Origin of the sequence: Sorangium sp. So ce887 (assembly GCF_051521455.1) — a bacterium.
Classification (GTDB): domain Bacteria; phylum Myxococcota_A; class Polyangia; order Polyangiales; family Polyangiaceae; genus Sorangium.
Window position 1 is genome coordinate 2,281,588 of the sequence record NZ_CP150354.1, and the last position, 17,549, is coordinate 2,299,136.

Below are 17,549 nucleotides of genomic sequence, written 5' to 3' on the forward strand. Positions count from 1 at the left end.
CCGGATCCTGGCTTGCGGTAACCTTATAGCGGCTCGCGTCTGCGCTTCGGCGCTTGCGTTGGTGGTCTCTGCGGCGATAGCCTGGCCTGCCTGAAGGGAGGCGGCATGATCCGGAAGCGACGGCGGTTCGAGCTCAGGAAGACGCTGTTCCTGCTTCCGAACCTGATCACGCTCTCATCGATATTCTGCGGCTTCGACTCGATCCGGCGCTCGGCGACCGCGCAGTCGGAGGATGACTTTTACCGCGCCGCCCTGCTGATCGTCTTCGCGATGTTCTTCGACACCCTCGACGGGCGTGTCGCGCGGATGACGAAGACCCAGAGCGCCTTTGGCCTGCAGATCGACTCGCTGGCCGATATCGTTTCGTTCGGCGTGGCGCCGTCGATGCTCGTGTACCAGTGGACGCTGCACCGCTTCGATCTCGCGGGGCTGCTCGTAGCGTTCATCTTCACGGCGTGCGGCGCGGTCCGGCTGGCGCGCTTCAACGTCCTTTCCATGGGCGAGGCGGGCAAGCCCGCGAAGCCCTCGAAGTACATCGTCGGCCTGCCGATCCCGGGCGCGGCGGGGATCCTGGTCTCGATCGTGGTGGCGAACCACGCGGCCGCCGGCGAGATCGGCGGCGAGCGCTACGCCTCGGCGATCCTCGTGACAACGACGATCCTGTCGCTGCTGATGGTCTCGACGATCCGGTTCCGCTCGTTCAAGGATCTCCGGCTCAACGTCCGGACGGTGCTCTTCGTCGCGTTCGCGGTCGGGTCGAGCGCGGTGATCTCGACGCAGCTGCAGCCTGCGTTCGTGCTCGTGTGGCTGCTTGGCTTCTACGTGCTGCTCGGGATCTTCGAGTCGCTCTGGCACCTGCCGGCGCGCCTCCGCGGCCTGCCGCGGGACTCGGTGCCTCCGCCCAGGGTGCCCCCTCCGGCCTGACGCGTGCCTGGCCCGGGGCCATCCCTTGCCGCCGGCATCGCGGTCCAACCGCTCGGGCCTGTTTTTGAGTAGACTGCGCGCGATGAAGAACCGCGTGTTCTTTCCGCAGGCCGCGCTCGACGACTGGATCGCGAGCGACCGCGTCGATCTGAACAACGACGAGCTTCTGATCAAGACCGAGGGCCGCCGCTACAAGATCATCGAGGCGATCCGCGTCCTCCGCGAGGTGACGGGCTCGGCGGACATCCACGAGGTCCTCGGCAGGGTCAAGACGCGCGCGTTCCTGCGGGAGCTCGGCGCGGAGATCCTCGAGGGGTCCATGATCATCGGCGACAACGCCTACGACGTGATCCCGGGGTTCATCGGCGCGCCGGTGGGCACGTTCGCCGAGCACCGCAAGGCCGCGACGGCGTCGATCGCGACGAACAGCAGCCTGACGAGCGACGAAGAGCTCCTCGCCGCGTTCCTGACGAGCGAGATGTAGCGACACCGCATCACGTCGCATCGGCGCCTCGGTCGGGGGCGCATCGGTGTCCATGATCGGGGCGCACCGGCGCCCCTGACGCAGCGGTGCGCCGGCGGTCGGGGGCTCCCGTCCGCGCATGAACCGGCTCTTCCGCGCTATCGGGTCAGCTCCGACGAGAGTACGCCTCCGCCTTCGAGGCCGGCGGGCCATCCCCGGTGAGGCACGCTATAACGGGGGCCATGCCCGAGGTCACCTCCGGGATCAGCTTTGCGCTCGCGCTGCTGTTCTACGGTGCCGCCAGCGCCCTGTTCTTCTTCGACGTCGCCCGGAGCCGCACGCGGCTCCCCTCCGCGGGCGACCTCGCGGGCCTCCTTGGCGGGCGGGTGCACGTTCACGACCCCACCGCGCGGCCGAGCTCTGCCGTCGTCGTATCCGTTTCGCGGCACGCGCCCCTGCTGCTCGGCCTGGGCGCCCTCGGACACGCGACCTACGTCACGATCGCCAGCTTCGTCGCGCGCGTCTGCCCGGTCCACTCGGTTCACTTCATGCTTTCGGTCGCGTCGCTCCTCGCGATCGCCGTTTATCTCATCGCCCGCCGCCGCTTCCGCATCGACGCGCTCGGCCTCCTCATCGGACCGCTCGGGCTCGCCTTCCTGCTCGGCACCTTCTTCCTCGGAAAGCCGCACCCCGAGCCGAAGCTCAGCCCGCTGTTCATCGCGGCCCACGTCATGGCGAACCTGCTCGGGATCGCCCTCTTCCTCCTCGCCGGCGCCTCCGCCGCGCTCTACCTCGTCCAGGAGAAGCGGCTCAAGCGGAAGCGGCACGTCGAGCGCATGGGCAGCCTCCCGCCGCTCGACACCCTCGATCGCGCCGTCCACCGCTTCCTGAGCGCCGGCTTCCCCTTGCTGACGCTCGGCATCGTCACGGGGACGTACTGGGCGCACCAGCTCGAGCTGGGCAACACCGACGAGGTGATGCGCGCCATCTTCGGCTACGCCACGTGGCTCCTCGTCGCGCTCGTGCTGCTCCTGCGCGCCGCCGCGGGCTGGCGCGGCCGCCGCGCGGCGTACGGCACCATCGCGGGGCTCGCCTGCGCCGCGGCGGTGCTCGTCATCTATCTCGTCCGCCCCGCCGCGGGGCTCGGAGGTTAGCGCCGGTGATCTTCGTCGGGCTCTCCCACAAGAGCGCGCCCATCGAGGTGCGCGAGCGGCTCGCGATCGGGCGGGACCAGCTCCCCGAGGTGCTCGCGCGCCTCACCGCGCACCCCGCCATCGGGGAGGCGCTCGTGCTCTCCACCTGCAACCGCGTCGAGGTCTACGCCTCACCGCGGCAGCAAGCGCCCGCGCTGCCCCGCCCCGGCAGCGCCTCGCCTCCGCCCGACGACGAGCTCCCGCTCGAGAACGAGGCGCTCCGCGCCGCCGTGGCGGTGCTCGTCGGCATCGGCGGCGATGGCGTCCGCGGCCACCTCGCCGGCCGCGTCGGCAGCGACGCCGTCCTCCACCTCTTCCGCGTCGCCGCCTCGCTCGACTCGATGGTCGTCGGCGAGCCGCAGATCCTCGGGCAGATGAAGGAGGCCATCGAGATCGCCCGCGGGGCGAGGACCCTCGGCGTCAAGCTCGGCCGAGCGGCCCACCGGGCGATCAAGGTCGGCAAGCGCGTGCGCACCGAGACGGCGATCGGCGCGGGCCAGGTCTCGGTCTCCAGCGTCGCGATCGACCTCGCCCGCCAGATCTTCGCGGAGCTCGCCGGCCACACGGCGCTGCTCATCGGCGCCGGTGAGATGGCCGAGGCCGCCTCGAAGCTCCTCGTCCGCGCCGGCGCCCGCCTCGTCGTGGTCAACCGGAGCCTGGATCGCGCGGCCGCGCTCGCGCGCGAGGTCGGCGGCGAGCCCCGCCCCTGGGCCGAGCTCGAGCGCGCCGTCATCGACGCCGACATCGTGATCTCGTCGACCTCGAGCCCGAGCTACGTGGTCTCGCCCGACCTCGTCCGCCGGGCCCGCAAGGCCAGGAGGGGCAGGAGCCTGTTCCTCATCGACATCGCGGTCCCGCGCGACATCGACCCTGCCGTCAACAAGCTCGACAGCGTGTATCTCTACGACGTCGACGACCTCTCGCAGATCGTGGCGCAGTCCGTCGAGGGGCGCGCCGCCGAGGCGGCGCGGGCCGAGGCGATCGTCGCGGACGAGGCGCACGCCTTCGAGGCGTGGACGCTCGAGCGCGCCCTGACGCCCGCGATCGTGGGCTTGCGGACCCGCACCCGCTCCATCCTCGTGGCCGAGGTCGAGCGCAGCCTCGCCGGCAAGCTCCGTCACCTCGGCCCGGCCGAGCGCCAGGCCCTCGCGCTGATGGTCGACGCCGCCACGAACAAGCTGCTCCACGTGCCCACCACCCGCCTCCGCGCCATGGCCAGCGATCCCCGCGTAGCGGAGCACGTCGACTCGCTCCGCGAGCTCTTCGACATCGACGGCGCGCCGGCCGAGAGCGGCGCCGCGGCGCTCGTCGAGGGGGAGCTGCGTGGCGCCGCGGACGGCCCTCCCACGCCGCGGTCTGCCCGCGGGGCAGCGCCGCCCGCCTCCGGCGCTCGCAACGGCGCATCGCCCCGGCAGGCCGAGCCGTGCCCTCAGGCCGCGGAGGACAACGGCCTCTACGCCCGGCAGCCCGGCGCGCGCCCCCAGGCCGCCGAGGCCGGCGTCATGGCCGTGGCGAATCCAGCCGCGGCCGTGCGCGCAGCTGGGTTAAAGGGAGCGTGACCCCATGGAGCTCACCCTCGCCACGCGCCGCTCGGCGCTCGCCCTCGCCCAGTCCCGCGCCTTCGCTCGTTCCCTCGAGGCGGCGGTGCCCGATCTCACCCTCCGCGAGCTCGAGGTGGTGACCTCGGGCGACAAGACGCAGGATCGCTCGCTCCAGGACATCGGCGGCAAGGGGTTGTTCATCAAGGAGCTCGAGGAGGCGCTGCTCGACCGGCGCGCCGATTTCGCGGTCCACTCGATCAAGGACGTCCCCGCCGAGATCGCCCCGGCGCTCTGCCTCGCCTGCATCCCCGCGCGGGAGGATCCTCGCGACGTGCTCGTCACCCGGAGCGGCGCTCCGCTCGCGGAGCTGCCGGCGGGCGCCCGGGTCGGCACCTCGAGCCTCCGCCGGGCGGTCGCGCTGCGCGAGGCGCGCCCGGATCTCGTGATCGAGCCGGTCCGCGGCAACGTCGACACCCGCCTCCGCAAGGTGTTCGACGGGTCGTTCGACGCCGTGGTGCTGGCGCTCGCCGGCCTGAAGCGGCTCGGCATCGAGGGCCGCGCCACCGAGGTCCTGTCGCCCGAGGTGTCGCTGCCGGCCATCGGCCAGGGGGCGCTCGGCATCGAGTGCCGCGCGGAGGACGCCGACGTGCGCGACGTCCTGGCGGCGCTCGCGGATCGCGAGACCACCGTCTGCGTCACGGCGGAGCGAGCCGTGATGGCGGCCGTGGAAGGCAGCTGCCGGACGCCCGTGGCCGCCTACGCGATGCGTGACGGCGACGCGCTCTGGCTGCGGGCGTTCCTCGCCGAGCCCGACGGCTCCCGGCTGCGGCGGGCGGAGCGGCGCCTCGCGTGGCCCGGAGACGCGCGCGAAGCTGCGCGTCTGGGAGAGGATCTCGGGGTGGAGCTCAAGCAAGGCTGAGGAGCGTTCGCCCCGCGCTTCCCACGCCGGCGCGCCCGTGCGAGACCGGACCTGCCGGCGGTCTCCCGCCGCCCAGCGCTCATGCCGGGCTACGTCGCCCTCGTCCTCCACGCCCACCTGCCGTACGTGCGCCACCCCGAGCACGCCCGCTCGCTGGAGGAGCGCTGGTTCTTCGAGGCGCTCTGGGAGTGCTACCTCCCCTTGCTCGGCGTCCTCGATCGCCTCGCTGCCGATCGCGTCGTCGCCCCGCTGACCCTCTCCGTCTCGCCGTCGCTCCTCGCGATGCTGCGCGACGAGCTCCTCCTTCGCCGGTTCGAGGATCACCTCCGCCGTCTCGCCGCGCTCGCCGCCCGGGTCGAGGCCCGCTTCGCCGGGAGCGGCTTCGCGGCGGCCGCCGCGCTCTACCGCGCGCGGCTCGCTGACGCGGCGAGCGCCTGGGAGGCGCTGGGCGGCGATCTCCCGGGCGCCCTCTTGCGCCACGCCGGGGCGGGCCGCGTCGAGCTCCTCACCACGGCCGCGACGCACGCCTACCTGCCCGGCCTGCTCCCCACGCCGGCGTCCATCCGGGCGCAGCTCCGGCTCGGCCGCCGCGCCTTCGCGGCCCTCGCCGGCGCGCCCGAGCCGCGCGGCTTCTGGCTGCCCGAGTGCGCTTACGCGCCCGGCATCGACGCCGATCTCGCGGCGGCCGGCGTCCGCTTCACCGTGCTCGACGCCCACGCCCTCACGCTCGCCGCTCCGCCTCCGTCCGCCGGCGCCTCGGTCCCCGTGCTCTCGCCGGCCGGCGTCGCGTGCTTCGGGCGCGATCGCGACAGCGCGCGCGAGGTCTGGTCGCGCGACGCCGGCTACCCGGGCCACCCGGTCTACCGCGAGTTCTACCGCGACGTCGGGCTCGACCTCCCCGAGCGCGAGCTCGACGGCGAGATCGGTCCCGGCGGCACCCGGCTCATGACCGGCCTCAAGCTCCATCGCGTGACAGGGCCTGGCCCCGACAAGGCGCCCTACGACCCGGCCCGCGCGTCGGCGCAGGCGCGCGCCCACGCCGCGGAGTTCGTGGCCCGCCGCGAGGCGGCGCTCGCGTCGAGCTGCGGCGCGCCGGCCCCGCCCATCCTCGTGGCCCCGTACGACGCCGAGCTCTTCGGCCACTGGTGGCTCGAAGGGCCCGAGTTTCTCGAGCACGCCCTGCGCCGCCTCGCGGCCTCGGACCGCGCCGTCCCGATCGCGCTCGGCGCGTACCTCGAGCGCCACCCGCCCGTGGAGGTCGTCGCGCCCGCCGCCTCGACGTGGGGCGAAGGCGGGTTCGGCGCGTTCTGGACGGGCCCGAGCGCGGCGCCCCTGTGGCGGCACGCCCATCACGCCGAGCGCGCGGTGCTCGGGGCGCTCTCGCGCTGCCGCGGCGCGGGCGGCCTGCCCGGCCGCGCGCTGGACCAGGCGATCCGCGAGCTCCTCCTCCTCCAGTCGAGCGACTGGGCGTTCATGATGTCCGCCGGCGAGATGGTTCCCTATGCGGAGGCGCGCGCCCGCGCCCACGCGGCCCGTGCCCGCCGGCTCGCGAGCCTGGCCCAGCAACCCACGGCCGCTCCCGCCGACGTCGCCTGGCTCGACGCGCTCTGCAGGCTCGACCCTTTCCTCGCCGAGCTCACGGGCCCTGCGCTCCAGGACGCCTTCGACCCGTGGCGATGAGTCGCGTTCCCACCCTGTCGCCCCGTGTCCGGACATCTCCGGCGACGGCGAGGGACTGAGCAGCTCCCGCAAACAGGGAATCTACTCGTACTGAAATATTCTGTGACGGAATTTGTCGTGGCAGCTGGCCGCCCGCCCCGTTGCGCAGCACCATTGCGCTCGCGCAGGTCGCTGAGGCTGAGGTCGCGGAATCGCGGCGCCACGGAGGGCGCATCCACGCGGCGGCTCGGCGCTCGGCGCCGATTTTCTGGATGATGACCGGTGATTCACCGGGTCGTTTCATTGCCGAGCGTCTGCCGGCGCAGCCTTGACCATGGCCTGCGGCACGTTTTCCTCGGCCATGGCGGCATAAAGTGCGAGAGGGACGGAGACATTGCCCGGAGCACCCCCTTGATGACCGGCCGGTCAGCACCCTACTGTGGTGTCCGCCAGCTTTGCTCCTGGACCGCACCGGCAGGCGCTGGCAAAGAACCGGGCGAACTCCCCATGACACATCCTCCTTGCGGACCCGAGCACCGTATCGCTCGAAGGGCCTTCGGCGCTCGTAGCGCCGCCTCGATCCACTCCCGCGCCGCCGCCGTCGCGGCGCTGCTCGCGGCGCTCGCGCTGCCCACGCTGACCGCTTGCCGCCGCGCGGACGCGGACGCGCAGCCGTCGGCGGCGCGCGACACCGCCGCGCCTCGCGAGAAGCCTGCCGTGCGCTTCGGGAAGGTGACCGCGCGACCGCTCGCGCAGACGCTCGACGTCAGCGGCACCCTCGTCGCCGACGAGCGCAGCGAGGTGGCGACCCAGGTCGCCGGCTCGGTCGTGAGCGTCGCGGTCGACGTGGGCTCCCGGGTCAAGAAGGGCGATCCGCTCGTCGTGCTCGACGCGCGCAACGCCGCGCTCCAGTCGCAGGCGGCCTCCGCCGCCGTGGCGCAAGCCCGGGCCAAGCTCGCGCTGCAGGAGGGCGCGTCGCCGAAGGGCATCGATCCCGACCAGGTGCCGGAGGTCCGGGCCGCGAAGCAGAGCATGGAGCTCGCGAAGTCCGAGGCGGATCGCGTGAAGCAGCTCTTCGATCAGGGCGCCGTCGCCCAGTCGACCTGGGACTCGGCGCGCACGCAGGCCCAGAACGCGGCCGCGCAGTACGAGGCCGCGGTCAACGGCATCCGCGCGACCGTCGCTTCGCTCACGTCGGCGCAGGCGCAGGCGGGGCTCGCCTCGAAGTCGGTGTCCGACACGACGGTGCGGGCGCCGTTCGACGGCGCCGTCGCCGAGAAACGGATCAGCGTCGGCGAGTTCGCGAGCCCGGGCCGCGTGGTGGCGGTCGTGGTCCGCGACAACCCGCTGCGGCTCCAGATCGACGTACCCGAAGGGGACATCGCGGCCATCGAGATCGGCAAGCCGGTCAAGGTCTCGGTCGCCGCCTTCCCCGATCGCACGTTCCCGGGCGTCGTGAAGCGGATCGGCGCGAGCCTCAGGGCCTCCTCGCGCACGCTGCCCGTCGAGGCCGAGTTCGACAACAGCGAGGGGAAGCTCCGGCCCGGCCTCTTCGCGCAGGGGCAGCTGGCGCTGACCGGCGAGTCAAGAACGGCGCTCCTCGTGCCCGAGTCGGCGGTCGGCACCTCCGGGACGAGCGCGCGCGTGTTCGTGAGAACCGGCGATCGCGTGACGGAGCGGCTGATCAAGACCGGCCGCAAGATCGACGACCTCGTCGAGGTCATCGGTCCGCTCGCCGAGGGGGATGAGGTCGCGATCGACAAGGTGAGCGAGCTGGCGGACGGCATCGAGGTCGCGGCGGCGCAGTGAGCCGAGCGCACGCGCATCTCATTACTTAGGAAAGGTAGCGACCATGCAATGGCTCGCGGCAATCTGCATCCGTAGGCCGGTGTTCGCCTCGGTGATCGTCTTGCTCCTGACCGTGCTCGGGGCGTTCTCCTACTTCGGCCTCGGCGTGGACCGGTTCCCCAAGGTCGAGTTCCCGTTCATCGTCGTGACGACGATCCTCCCCGGCGCGGCGCCCGAGGAGGTGGAGACGGAGCTCTCGGACAAGATCGAGTCGGCGGTCAACACCATCAGCGGCATCGACGAGCTGCGCTCCGCGTCGGTCGAGGGGCTGAGCCAGGTCATGATCTCCTTCCAGCTCGAGAAGGACGTCGACGTGGCCGCGCAGGAGGTCCGCGACAAGGTCGAGGGCATCCTCGCGGAGCTCCCGGAGGGCATCGACCCGCCGATCGTGGGCAAGCTGGATCCGGACGCCGCCCCGATCCTCACGCTCGCCGTCTCGTCGCCGAAGGCGAGCGTCCGCGAGGTGACCGAGTTCGCCGACAAGACGCTGCGGCGCGAGCTGGAGTCGCTCGCCGGCGTCGGCCAGGTGCTGCTCATCGGCGGCCGGAGCCGCCAGATCAACATCTGGATCGATCCGGAGAAGCTCGAGAAGTACGCGCTGACCGGCGGCGTGGTGACCCAGGCGCTGGCGAGCCAGAACGTCGAGATCCCCGCCGGCCGGATCGAGCAGGGCGGCAGGGCGCTGACCCTGCGGACGCGCGGCCGCGTGCAGTCGGTCGAGCAGATGGCGGACATCGTGCTCGTGGACCGCGACGGTTACTCCGTCCGGCTCGGCGACGTCGCCGAGGTCCAGGACGGCATGGCGGAGCCGGAGTCCGCCGGCTTTCGCGGCCTCGATCCCGCCGTGCTCCTCAGCATCCGCAAGCAAAGCGGGACGAACACCGTCGAGGTCATCGACGGGCTGAAGGCGCGGATCAGCGAGGTCGAGAAGCGCCTGCCCCCGGGCTACCAGATCGTCATCGCGCGCGACCAGTCGGAGTTCATCAAGAACTCGGTCAACGCCGTCAAGGAGCACCTGGTGCTCGGCGCGGTGCTCGCCGCGATCATCGTCGCGCTCTTCCTCGCGAACGTCCGCAGCACGCTCATCTCCGCGATCGCCATCCCGACGAGCATCATCTCCACGTTCGCCCTGATGAAGGTGGCGGGCTTCACGCTCAACGGGATCACGCTCCTCGCGCTGACGCTGGCGGTCGGCATCGTGATCGACGACGCGATCGTCGTCCTCGAGAACTGCTACCGCTGGATCGAGGAGAAGGGCGCGAGCCCGTGGGAGGCGGCGCTCCAGGGCACGCGGGAGATCGGCCCCGCGGTGCTCGCGACGACGCTCTCGCTGGTCGCGGTGTTCGTCCCCGTCGCGTTCATGAGCGGCATCGTCGGCCGCTTCCTGAACTCGTTCGGCCTCACCATGGCGTTCTCGATCCTGGTCTCGCTGATCGTGAGCTTCACGCTGACGCCGATGCTGTCGGCGCGGTGGCTGAGGAAGCCGGAGAAGCACGACGCCGGCAGCTCCAAGGAGTCGCGCTTCTACGGGCCGATCGAGCGCGGCTACATGGCGCTCCTCCGCTGGTCGATGGCGCACCGCTGGGTGATCGTGCTCGCCTCGGTCCTCGCGCTGCTCTCGATCCCGGTGCTGGGCGGCCTCGCGAAGTTCAACTTCCTCCCGATCGAGGACGAGTCGCAGTTCCAGGTCAGCATGCGCGCGCCCGAGGGCGTGAGCCTCGACGGGACGCGCGTCATCGCCGCGCGGCTCGCCTCGGACCTCGAGAAGCTCCCGGGCGTGCTCTACACGCTGACGACGATCGGCGACGATCCGCAGAAGACGCCGAACCTCGCCAACATCTACGTGAAGCTCAAGACCGCGGACGATCGCGAGCTGTCGCAGCAGGACCTCATCGATCGCGCCCGGCGCGAGCTCCAGCCGAAGTTCGATGCGGAGAAGCTCCGGGCGAACATCGGCCCCGTGCCCGCCTTCTCCGGCGGCCAGAGCACCCAGATCGCGTACCAGGTGCAGGGCCCCGACCTCCAGCGGATCGGCCAGTACTCCGACACGCTGCTCCAGAAGCTCAAGGCGATGCCGGGCGTCGTCGATCCGGACACGTCGCTGCTCGTCGGCAAGCCGGAGATCCGCGTGCTCATCGACCGCAAGAAGGCCGCCGATCTCGGCGTCCAGGTCGGCGACGTGGCCACCACCCTGCGCCTCCTGGTCGGCGGGTACAAGGTGTCGACCTACAACGAGGGCGGGGAGCAGTACGAGGTGCGCGCGCGCGCGCTGCCGAGCTTCCGCTCCGACAAGGAGGGCCTCGCGAAGATCACGGTGCCGTCGACGAAGCTCGGCGCGGTCACGCTCGACAACGTGGTGACGTTCGCCGAGGGGACAGGGCCGTCGCGCATCGAGCGCTACAACCGCCAGCGGCAGGTCATGCTGACCGCCAACCTCGAGGCGGGCTACTCGCAGCAGACGGTCGTCCAGGAGCTCGACAAGGCCGCGTCGCAGCTGAACCTGGCGTCCGGCTACTCCGCCGGCCCCGTCGGCGCGTCGAAGGAGCTCGTCAAGATGATGAAGAGCTTCCTGGTCGCCCTGCTCCTGTCGCTGGTCTTCATGTACCTCGTGCTCGCCGCGCAGTTCGAGTCGTGGCTGCACCCGATCACGATCCTCCTGTCGCTGCCGCTGACGGTGCCGTTCGCGTTCATTGCGGTCATCATCTTCCGGCAGTCGCTCAACATCTTCTCGCTGCTCGGCATCGTCGTGCTGTTCGGCGTCGTGAAGAAGAACTCGATCCTCCAGATCGATCACACGATCAAGCTGCGCGAGCACGGCTTGCCGCGCGCGCAGGCCATCCTGGAGGCGAACCGCGACAGGCTCCGGCCCATCCTGATGACCACGCTCGCGTTCGTGGCCGGCATGATCCCGCTCGTGGCCTCGAGCGGCGCGGGCTCGGGCACGAACCGCGCGACCGGGTTCGTGATCATCGGCGGGCAGACGCTGGCGCTCCTCCTGACGCTGCTCGCGACCCCGGTCGCCTACTCGCTGTTCGACGACATGTCGTCGTGGTTGAAGCGGGTCCTGCCCTTCATGCGGGGCAGCGACGACCAGGGCGCGCCGCGCGGGGCGGGGGAGGGCGGCGTCGCTCCGGCGGGGGACGCGGGCGTCGCGGCGGGGCCTCACGGCGCCGCGGCGCGCGCCGCGATCGCGCACGAGGGGGGCCGTCCGGCGGGGGCCCACCTCGACTAGCCGCGCCGCCTGGCCGCGCTCCGGGGCCGCGGCGCGCCGCGCCCGGCCCCCGGAGCGATCGCGACGCGTCGCCGCTCAGCCCGCGTCGCCGTTCACCTTGCGCAGGATCACATCCAGCAGACCGTCGAACGCGTCGCGCATTGCCCAGGCCTGGGCGGCGTTGTCGTCGAGCCTGGCGGCCTTGCGGCGGCCCTCGGCGAGCGCCTGCTTCGGGCCCCTGCACGCGGGGCCGAGCCGGCGCTCCATGTCGAACGAGGCGCCCTCGTAGATGTGATAGCAGGACGCGAAATCCCCCTGGTTGTAGAGGGGCGAGCCGACCTGGATCGCGCCGTCCATCGTCCGCGCCAGCACGAGGAGGTCGCCCTCGGTGCAGCCGCGGAGGACCGCGAGCCGGTGGTGGGGCACCGCGCGCTTGACCGCCGGCAGCGCTTGCTCCTCGTCGGCCGTCTCGGCCGCGAACGTCGAGAGCGGGACGGGGTCGGGGTGCACGAGCAGCTTCTTGAGGTAGTCGGCGGGCACGCCGAAGTTGAGGTTCTGCCCCTGCGTCGCGACCGCGGCGGCGACGCCGATCACCTCGCCGCGCTCGTTGAACAGCGGTCCGCCCGAGGAGCCCGGCGCGATCGGCGCGGAGATCTGCAGCAGCGTCAGCGCGGGATCGACCACGCGGACCGCGCTCACGAGGCCGTTCGACACGGTGTCCGCCAGGCCGAGCGGATGGCCGATCGCCACGACCGGGTCACCGGGGCGGACCGCGCGGCTGTCGCCCAGGGACAGCAGCGGGAGCCTCCGCGGCGCGTGGATCCGGACGATCGCGAGATCCCGGTCCTCGTCGAACGCGAGCACCTCGAGCACCGGGTGCTCGCTCTGATCCCAGAGGACCACCTTGAGATCCGAGATCCCGGCGATGACGTGGTAGTTCGTCGCGATCCAGCCGTCCTCGCGGACGAGGAAGCCCGCCCCCAGCGAGCCGTCGCCGCGGATCGTGACGACCGCCGGCGTGGCGCGCGCCGCGATCTGGGCCGGGGTCATCGCGGCGGGCTGCGACGCCGTGCTCGCCGGCTGGCCGCCTGAGCCGGCGCCGCAGCCGAGCGCCGCGAGCGCCGCCGCTGCGAGCAGCCCGGAGAGGCGCGGCCAGCGGGGCCGCCGCTGGGGCCGGGGATGGGGGGGAGGAGCGGCGCTGGAGCGCCCGTCGTCGTCATGGAGCTCGCCTGGCAGGCTGCGGTGGTTCATGTCGCTCCCCGGGGCCGCCCCGTGAGCGGCCTCCCTCCAGCAAGCGTAACGAAGACCCGACGGATCGTCTCGCGTGCACGGAGAAAATCCCGGCGTGGCCGCCTATGCTGTCGCGGTGAGCCAAGACCACGACGCGCGCGATCCGATCTTCGCCCTCAGCGACGAGTTCGTCGACGCCTTCGCCGCACAATGTCCTGCCCATGCCACCCTGGCGGGCATCCCCTGCGACGACGGCGCCTGGAACGACTGGAGCCCGAGCGGCGCGGCGTCCTGGGCTTCGACGGTCGCGTCCTTCCAGGAGAGGCTCCGGTCGCTGCCGCCGCCTGGGCGCGGGGCGGAGGCGCGGTGGGGTCGCCTCGCACGCCGTGTGATGGCCGATCACCTGGACGAGCGGCTCGACGATTTCCGCCACGGCGAACACCTGCGCGACCTCAACAACATCGAGTCGGCGTTCCAGCACCTCCGGATGGTCTTCGACCTCATGGACGTGCGCAGCGCCGCCGGCTGGGAGGCCATCGCGTCGCGCCTCGAAGGCCTCCCGCAGGCCTGCGACAGCTACCGGGCGTCGCTGGAGGAGGGGCGCCGGGCAGGCCAGGTCGTCGCGCGCCGCCAGGCGCGCGCCGTCATCGAGCAGGCCCGCTATCAGGTGGGCGAGGCGTCGTTCTTCCTCACGTTGCCGGCCGCCTACGAGGCCTCCGGCTGCGCCACGGACGCCGGCCGTGCGCGCCTCGCCGCCGGGGCCGAGCGGGCGCGCGCCGCGTTCGGGGCGCTCGCTGGCTACCTGGAGCAGACCTACCTGCCGAGCGCGCGCGCCGCGGATGCGGTGGGCGAGGAGCGCTACCTGCGCCTGGCGCGCCGCTTCCTCGGCGCGAGCATCGATCCGATCGAGACCTACGCCTGGGGGTGGTCCGAGGTGCACGACATCGAGGCCCGGATGGAGCGCCTCGCTGGCGAGATCCTTCCCGGCGCGTCGTTGCCCGAGGTGATCGAGCTGCTCAAGACCGATCCCGCCCGGTGCGCGCACAGCGCCGACGAGTTTCTCCGGATCATGTCCGAGCGCCAGCGGAAGGCGCTCGCCGAGCTCGACGGCGTCCATTTCGACATCCCCGCGCCCATCCGTCACATCGAGGTGAAGCTGGCCCCGCCGGGCGGCGCGCTCGGTGCGTACTACGTGCCCCCGAGCGACGGCTTCAAGCGGCCCGGCACCGTCTGGTACGCCCCTGGCGCGAAGCAGGAGTTCCCTCTCTACGAGGAGATCACCACGGCGTACCACGAGGGATTCCCCGGCCATCACCTGCAGTGCGCGCTTCAGGTGCACCTCGACGACCGGCTGAGCCGGCTCCACCGCTTCCTTGTGACGTGCTCCGGTTACGCCGAGGGGTGGGCGCTCTATGCCGAGCAGCTGATGTACGAGCTCGGCTATTTCGAGCGCCCCGACTACGTGCTCGGGATGCTCTCGGGCAAGCTCACGCGCGCCTACCGCGTCGTCCTCGACATCGGCATGCACCTCGAGCTGCCGATCCCCCGGCACGCCCCGCTCCACGCCGGGGAGCCGTGGCGCTACGAGACCGCGGTCGAGTACCTCCACCGCCGGGCCTTCCTCGCGCCGGAGCACGCGCACAGCGAGGCGACGCGCTATCTCGGCTGGCCGGGGCAGGCGATCTCCTACAAGGTCGGCGAGCGGGTCGTCCTGGAGCTGCGCGAGGCGCTGCGGCGCCGGCAGGGCGAGGCCTTCGATCTGAAGGCGTTTCACGCCAAGGTGATCGGCTCCGGGTCCGTCGGGCTCGACCACCTGCGCGAGCTCGTCCTCGACGACGCGACCTGAGCGCGCCTTGGACGTGCCTCGCCCGCCCGCGTCGCGGCTCGACGCGCGGTCGCGAGCGTGCCAATCGAGGCGGGTGAGCTCTCCCCCCGCGAGCGAGACCCCCGAGGCGCGGCCGAGCGGCTCGGACCTGTGCACCGCGTGCGGCCTGTGCTGCACGGGGCTGCTCTTCGACGTCGCGCCGCTCGAGGAGCAGGAGCTCCCGCTCGCCGAGAAGCTGCGCCTGCCGCTCGCGTGCAACCAGTACCACGACGCCTTCAGGCTGCCGTGCCCCTGCCACCTCGACCGGAGGTGCACCGTCTACGAGACGCGCTTCGCCGTGTGCAGCAGCTACGAGTGCGGCCTGCTCCGGCGCTGCAAGGCCGGCGAGGTGCCGCTCGGCGAGGCGCTGTCCCGCGTCGAGCGCGTGCTCCGCCTGACGGACGCCGTGCGCCGGCGCGTGCCCCCGCTGGATCCACCGCGCCCGCTCTGGGACGAGGCGCGCGAGCACCTCCGCCGCCGTGACGCCGAGGACGCGTCTCCGGCGTGGCGGAGCGAGCGGGAGTCGCTCGTCGCCGAGCTCGCCGAGCTCAGGGTCGCTTGCAGGGAAGGGCTGGATCCGTAGCGCCGGCGGCGCTGGAGAGGCCGCCAGGACGCGGAGAGCGCGAAACGGTGTTTCCGGAGCTCGCTCTGGTTCGAGCCGCAGATCGTTCTACCGTGCTCCGGCGGATCTCACTTCGTCGCTCTCTCTCTCGAAGGCGGCGCCCCGACTCCCGTGCTTCGTTCTGGTCGAGCGCGATTCGTCCTCGACTTCGCGCGTCGCGCCGCGAGCCGGACGGGCTCGTCCGGGCCTCCCGGTGGCTGGCTCCGCGCCGTATATACAGCTGATGGAACCGAAGATCCGCCGGATGACCAACAAGTATTCTGTCATCACCGCAGTGACGAGCTTCGTCACGCAGCCCATTCCCGGCGCAGATGAGCTGATCGTGGTTCCCATTCATTACTACTTTTCTGTGTCGCTGACGCGGGCGCGGGGCGCGCCGCTCCTCGGGGCTCCGTGGCTGCAGGTGAGCAAGATCATCTGGGGCGGAGCTGCCGTGCGGCTCTTCGCCAACTTCACGCTCGGCCTCGTCCCGGTCGCCGGTCTCTTCTCCAACGCGATCACCGCCATCGCCTTGACCGAGCTCCTGGGTCGCTACCTCGACGGAGCGCTGAGCAGCTCGGCGCCTCCTCCCCCCGTCTCCATGAGGACCATCCGGGAGGCGGTTCAGGGGCAGCGCCAGGCGTCGAGAGCTCAGCCTATCTGACCCGCGATCCGCCGCGTCGCCCGGAGATCTGTCCCCGGTCCGACCCCAGCTTGAGCCGGCGTGCATCGCGGCCCCCGTGCTGCGTGCGCTGCGTGCGCTGCGTCAACCCGCGGCCTCGCCACCGCGCCCCGGCGCGGGCTGCCGCGGTCCGCGCGCGCGGGGCGGTCTCTCCTGGCGATCGCCGCCAAGATCGAATAGATCCCCGGCCATGCTCTCCGAGACCCGCGAGAAAGTCCTGGACATCAAACGGCGCTTTGAGGCGCTAAGGGGGCATCTTTGACGTCCCTAAGCTCGAACGGATGCTCCAGGATCTGACCCAGACGACGCTGTCGCCCGGGTTCTGGAACGATCAGGAAAAGGCCCAAGCCGTCCTCCGCAAGCGCACCCAGGTCGAGTCGAAGCTCGATCTGGCGCAGAAGCTCGGCCGCGAGATCGAGGATCTCGCGGAGTACCTGGAGCTCGGCGCGGCCGAGGGCGACGAGGGCGTCATCGCCGACGCCGACACGCAGGCCGACGCCATCGCGGCGCGCCTGCGCAAGGTCGAGCTCGATCGCATGCTGTCCGGCCCCGCCGACCGCGGCAACGCCATCGTCAGCATCCACCCGGGCGCCGGCGGCACCGACGCGAAGGACTGGGCGTCCATGCTCCTCCGCATGTACCTGCGCTTCTGCGAGCGCCGGGGCTACAAGACGGAGATCATCGACTACCAGGACGGCGACGAGGCCGGCATCGACGCCGTCACCTTCACGGTGACCGGCGACGCCGCCTACGGCTACCTGCGCTCCGAGGCCGGCGTCCACCGTCTGGTGCGGATGAGCCCGTTCAACGCCGATCACACGCGCCAGACCGCGTTCGCCGCCGTCGAGGTCACCCCGGACAGCGACGACGAGATCAACATCCAGGTCAACGAGAAGGACATCGAGATCACGACGATGCGCGCCGGCGGCAAGGGCGGGCAGAACGTGAACAAGGTGGAGACCGCCGTTCGCCTGCGCCACCTCCCGACCGGCCTCAACATCGTGTGCCGCGCCGAGCGCAGCCAGCACCAGAACCGCGCGATGGCGATGAAGGTCCTCAAGGCGAAGCTGTACGAGATGGAGCTCCAGAAGCGGGAGGCCGAGGTCCAGGCCTACAACGCCGGGAAGAGCGCCATCAACTTCGGCAGCCAGATCAGGAACTACGTCCTCGCGCCTTACAGGCTCGTCAAGGACGTCCGCACCTCCACCGACGCCACCGACGTGGACGCCGTCCTCGACGGCGATCTCGATGGCTTCATCGAGGCTTATCTGCTCGCCGCGGCCGGCGGCTCGCTCAAGAAGGGCGGCTCGGTCGCGCAGGACGACGCTCTGTGAGCCAGCAAAAAGACAGACCGAACGACAGAAAGACCGAGCGGCTAGCGAAGGACGCCGCCGAGGCCGCGCGCGCCGAGGAG

General features: G+C 71.8%; 13 protein-coding genes. 12 read left to right on the forward strand and 1 reads right to left on the reverse strand.

Translation table 11 applies throughout. The features are described from left to right. Positions 1–105 precede the first annotated feature (105 nt). The 8 genes from pssA to WMF36_RS08590 all read left to right on the forward strand — a co-directional run bounded on the left by pssA (position 106) and on the right by WMF36_RS08590 (position 11,779). Positions 106–924 (forward strand): CDP-diacylglycerol--serine O-phosphatidyltransferase, encoded by an 819-nt coding sequence (pssA, locus tag WMF36_RS08555; RefSeq protein ID WP_437488266.1) that lies wholly within the window; start codon positions 106–108, stop codon positions 922–924. An 82-nt stretch (positions 925–1,006) separates the two neighbouring features. Continuing rightward, complete coding sequence (locus WMF36_RS08560) at positions 1,007–1,408, forward strand: hypothetical protein (protein ID WP_437488269.1); 402 nt, start codon at positions 1,007–1,009, stop codon at positions 1,406–1,408. A gap of 221 nt (positions 1,409–1,629) precedes the next feature. Next, positions 1,630–2,541 carry a cytochrome C assembly family protein gene (locus WMF36_RS08565; protein WP_437579125.1) on the forward strand — a complete coding sequence of 304 codons (912 nt, stop codon included), beginning with the start codon at positions 1,630–1,632 and terminating at the stop codon, positions 2,539–2,541. A gap of 5 nt (positions 2,542–2,546) precedes the next feature. Further along, positions 2,547–4,139 (forward strand): glutamyl-tRNA reductase, encoded by a 1,593-nt coding sequence (gene hemA / locus WMF36_RS08570; protein WP_437579126.1) that lies wholly within the window; start codon positions 2,547–2,549, stop codon positions 4,137–4,139. 4 nt (positions 4,140–4,143) lie between these two features. After that, positions 4,144–5,040 (forward strand): hydroxymethylbilane synthase, encoded by an 897-nt coding sequence (gene hemC / locus WMF36_RS08575; protein WP_437488278.1) that lies wholly within the window; start codon positions 4,144–4,146, stop codon positions 5,038–5,040. Between the two features lie 81 nt (positions 5,041–5,121). Continuing rightward, positions 5,122–6,720, forward strand: a complete 1,599-nt coding sequence (locus WMF36_RS08580; RefSeq protein ID WP_437579127.1) for a glycoside hydrolase family 57 protein — start codon at positions 5,122–5,124, stop codon at positions 6,718–6,720. Between the two features lie 486 nt (positions 6,721–7,206). Beyond that, positions 7,207–8,508 carry an efflux RND transporter periplasmic adaptor subunit gene (locus WMF36_RS08585; RefSeq protein ID WP_437579128.1) on the forward strand — a complete coding sequence of 434 codons (1,302 nt, stop codon included), beginning with the start codon at positions 7,207–7,209 and terminating at the stop codon, positions 8,506–8,508. A 43-nt stretch (positions 8,509–8,551) separates the two neighbouring features. Continuing rightward, positions 8,552–11,779, forward strand: a complete 3,228-nt coding sequence (locus tag WMF36_RS08590) for an efflux RND transporter permease subunit (RefSeq protein ID WP_437579129.1) — start codon at positions 8,552–8,554, stop codon at positions 11,777–11,779. 75 nt (positions 11,780–11,854) lie between these two features. On the opposite strand, the gene WMF36_RS08595 is transcribed toward WMF36_RS08590, so the two are convergent. Beyond that, a complete protein-coding gene (locus WMF36_RS08595; protein WP_437579130.1) occupies positions 11,855–13,009 on the reverse strand; it encodes a S1C family serine protease in 1,155 nt (384 codons plus the stop codon). 115 nt (positions 13,010–13,124) lie between these two features. Between WMF36_RS08595 and WMF36_RS08600 the strand changes: the two genes are divergently transcribed. The 4 genes from WMF36_RS08600 to prfB all read left to right on the forward strand — a co-directional run bounded on the left by WMF36_RS08600 (position 13,125) and on the right by prfB (position 17,469). Then, positions 13,125–14,834: a DUF885 domain-containing protein gene (locus tag WMF36_RS08600; protein WP_437579131.1), complete on the forward strand. Its 1,710-nt coding sequence runs from the start codon at positions 13,125–13,127 to the stop codon at positions 14,832–14,834. Between the two features lie 73 nt (positions 14,835–14,907). Next, positions 14,908–15,435, forward strand: coding sequence for a hypothetical protein (locus WMF36_RS08605; protein ID WP_437579132.1), 528 nt, complete (start codon positions 14,908–14,910; stop codon positions 15,433–15,435). 262 nt (positions 15,436–15,697) lie between these two features. Then, positions 15,698–16,117, forward strand: a complete 420-nt coding sequence (locus WMF36_RS08610) for a hypothetical protein (protein ID WP_437579133.1) — start codon at positions 15,698–15,700, stop codon at positions 16,115–16,117. A 208-nt stretch (positions 16,118–16,325) separates the two neighbouring features. After that, positions 16,326–17,469 (forward strand): peptide chain release factor 2 gene (gene prfB, locus WMF36_RS08615; protein ID WP_437579134.1). Its coding sequence is split into 2 segments (ribosomal slippage): positions 16,326–16,394 and positions 16,396–17,469, totalling 1,143 coding nucleotides; the frame shifts between segments, so codons are not numbered across the junction. Positions 17,470–17,549: the final 80 nt, after the last annotated feature.

What these genes read in the sequence shown, in the direction of transcription:
- WMF36_RS08560 (WP_437488269.1), top strand. Translation starts at nt 1,007, where the DNA reads ATGAAGAACCGCGTGTTCTTTCCGCAGGCCGCGCTCGACGACTGGATC.
- hemC (WP_437488278.1), top strand. Translation starts at nt 4,144, where the DNA reads ATGGAGCTCACCCTCGCCACGCGCCGCTCGGCGCTCGCCCTCGCCCAG.
- pssA (WP_437488266.1), top strand. Translation starts at nt 106, where the DNA reads ATGATCCGGAAGCGACGGCGGTTCGAGCTCAGGAAGACGCTGTTCCTG.
- WMF36_RS08590 (WP_437579129.1), top strand. Translation starts at nt 8,552, where the DNA reads ATGCAATGGCTCGCGGCAATCTGCATCCGTAGGCCGGTGTTCGCCTCG.
- WMF36_RS08595 (WP_437579130.1), bottom strand. Translation starts at nt 13,009, where the DNA reads ATGAACCACCGCAGCCTGCCAGGCGAGCTCCATGACGACGACGGGCGC.
- WMF36_RS08580 (WP_437579127.1), top strand. Translation starts at nt 5,122, where the DNA reads ATGCCGGGCTACGTCGCCCTCGTCCTCCACGCCCACCTGCCGTACGTG.
- WMF36_RS08585 (WP_437579128.1), top strand. Translation starts at nt 7,207, where the DNA reads ATGACACATCCTCCTTGCGGACCCGAGCACCGTATCGCTCGAAGGGCC.
- WMF36_RS08610 (WP_437579133.1), top strand. Translation starts at nt 15,698, where the DNA reads ATGGAACCGAAGATCCGCCGGATGACCAACAAGTATTCTGTCATCACC.
- WMF36_RS08565 (WP_437579125.1), top strand. Translation starts at nt 1,630, where the DNA reads ATGCCCGAGGTCACCTCCGGGATCAGCTTTGCGCTCGCGCTGCTGTTC.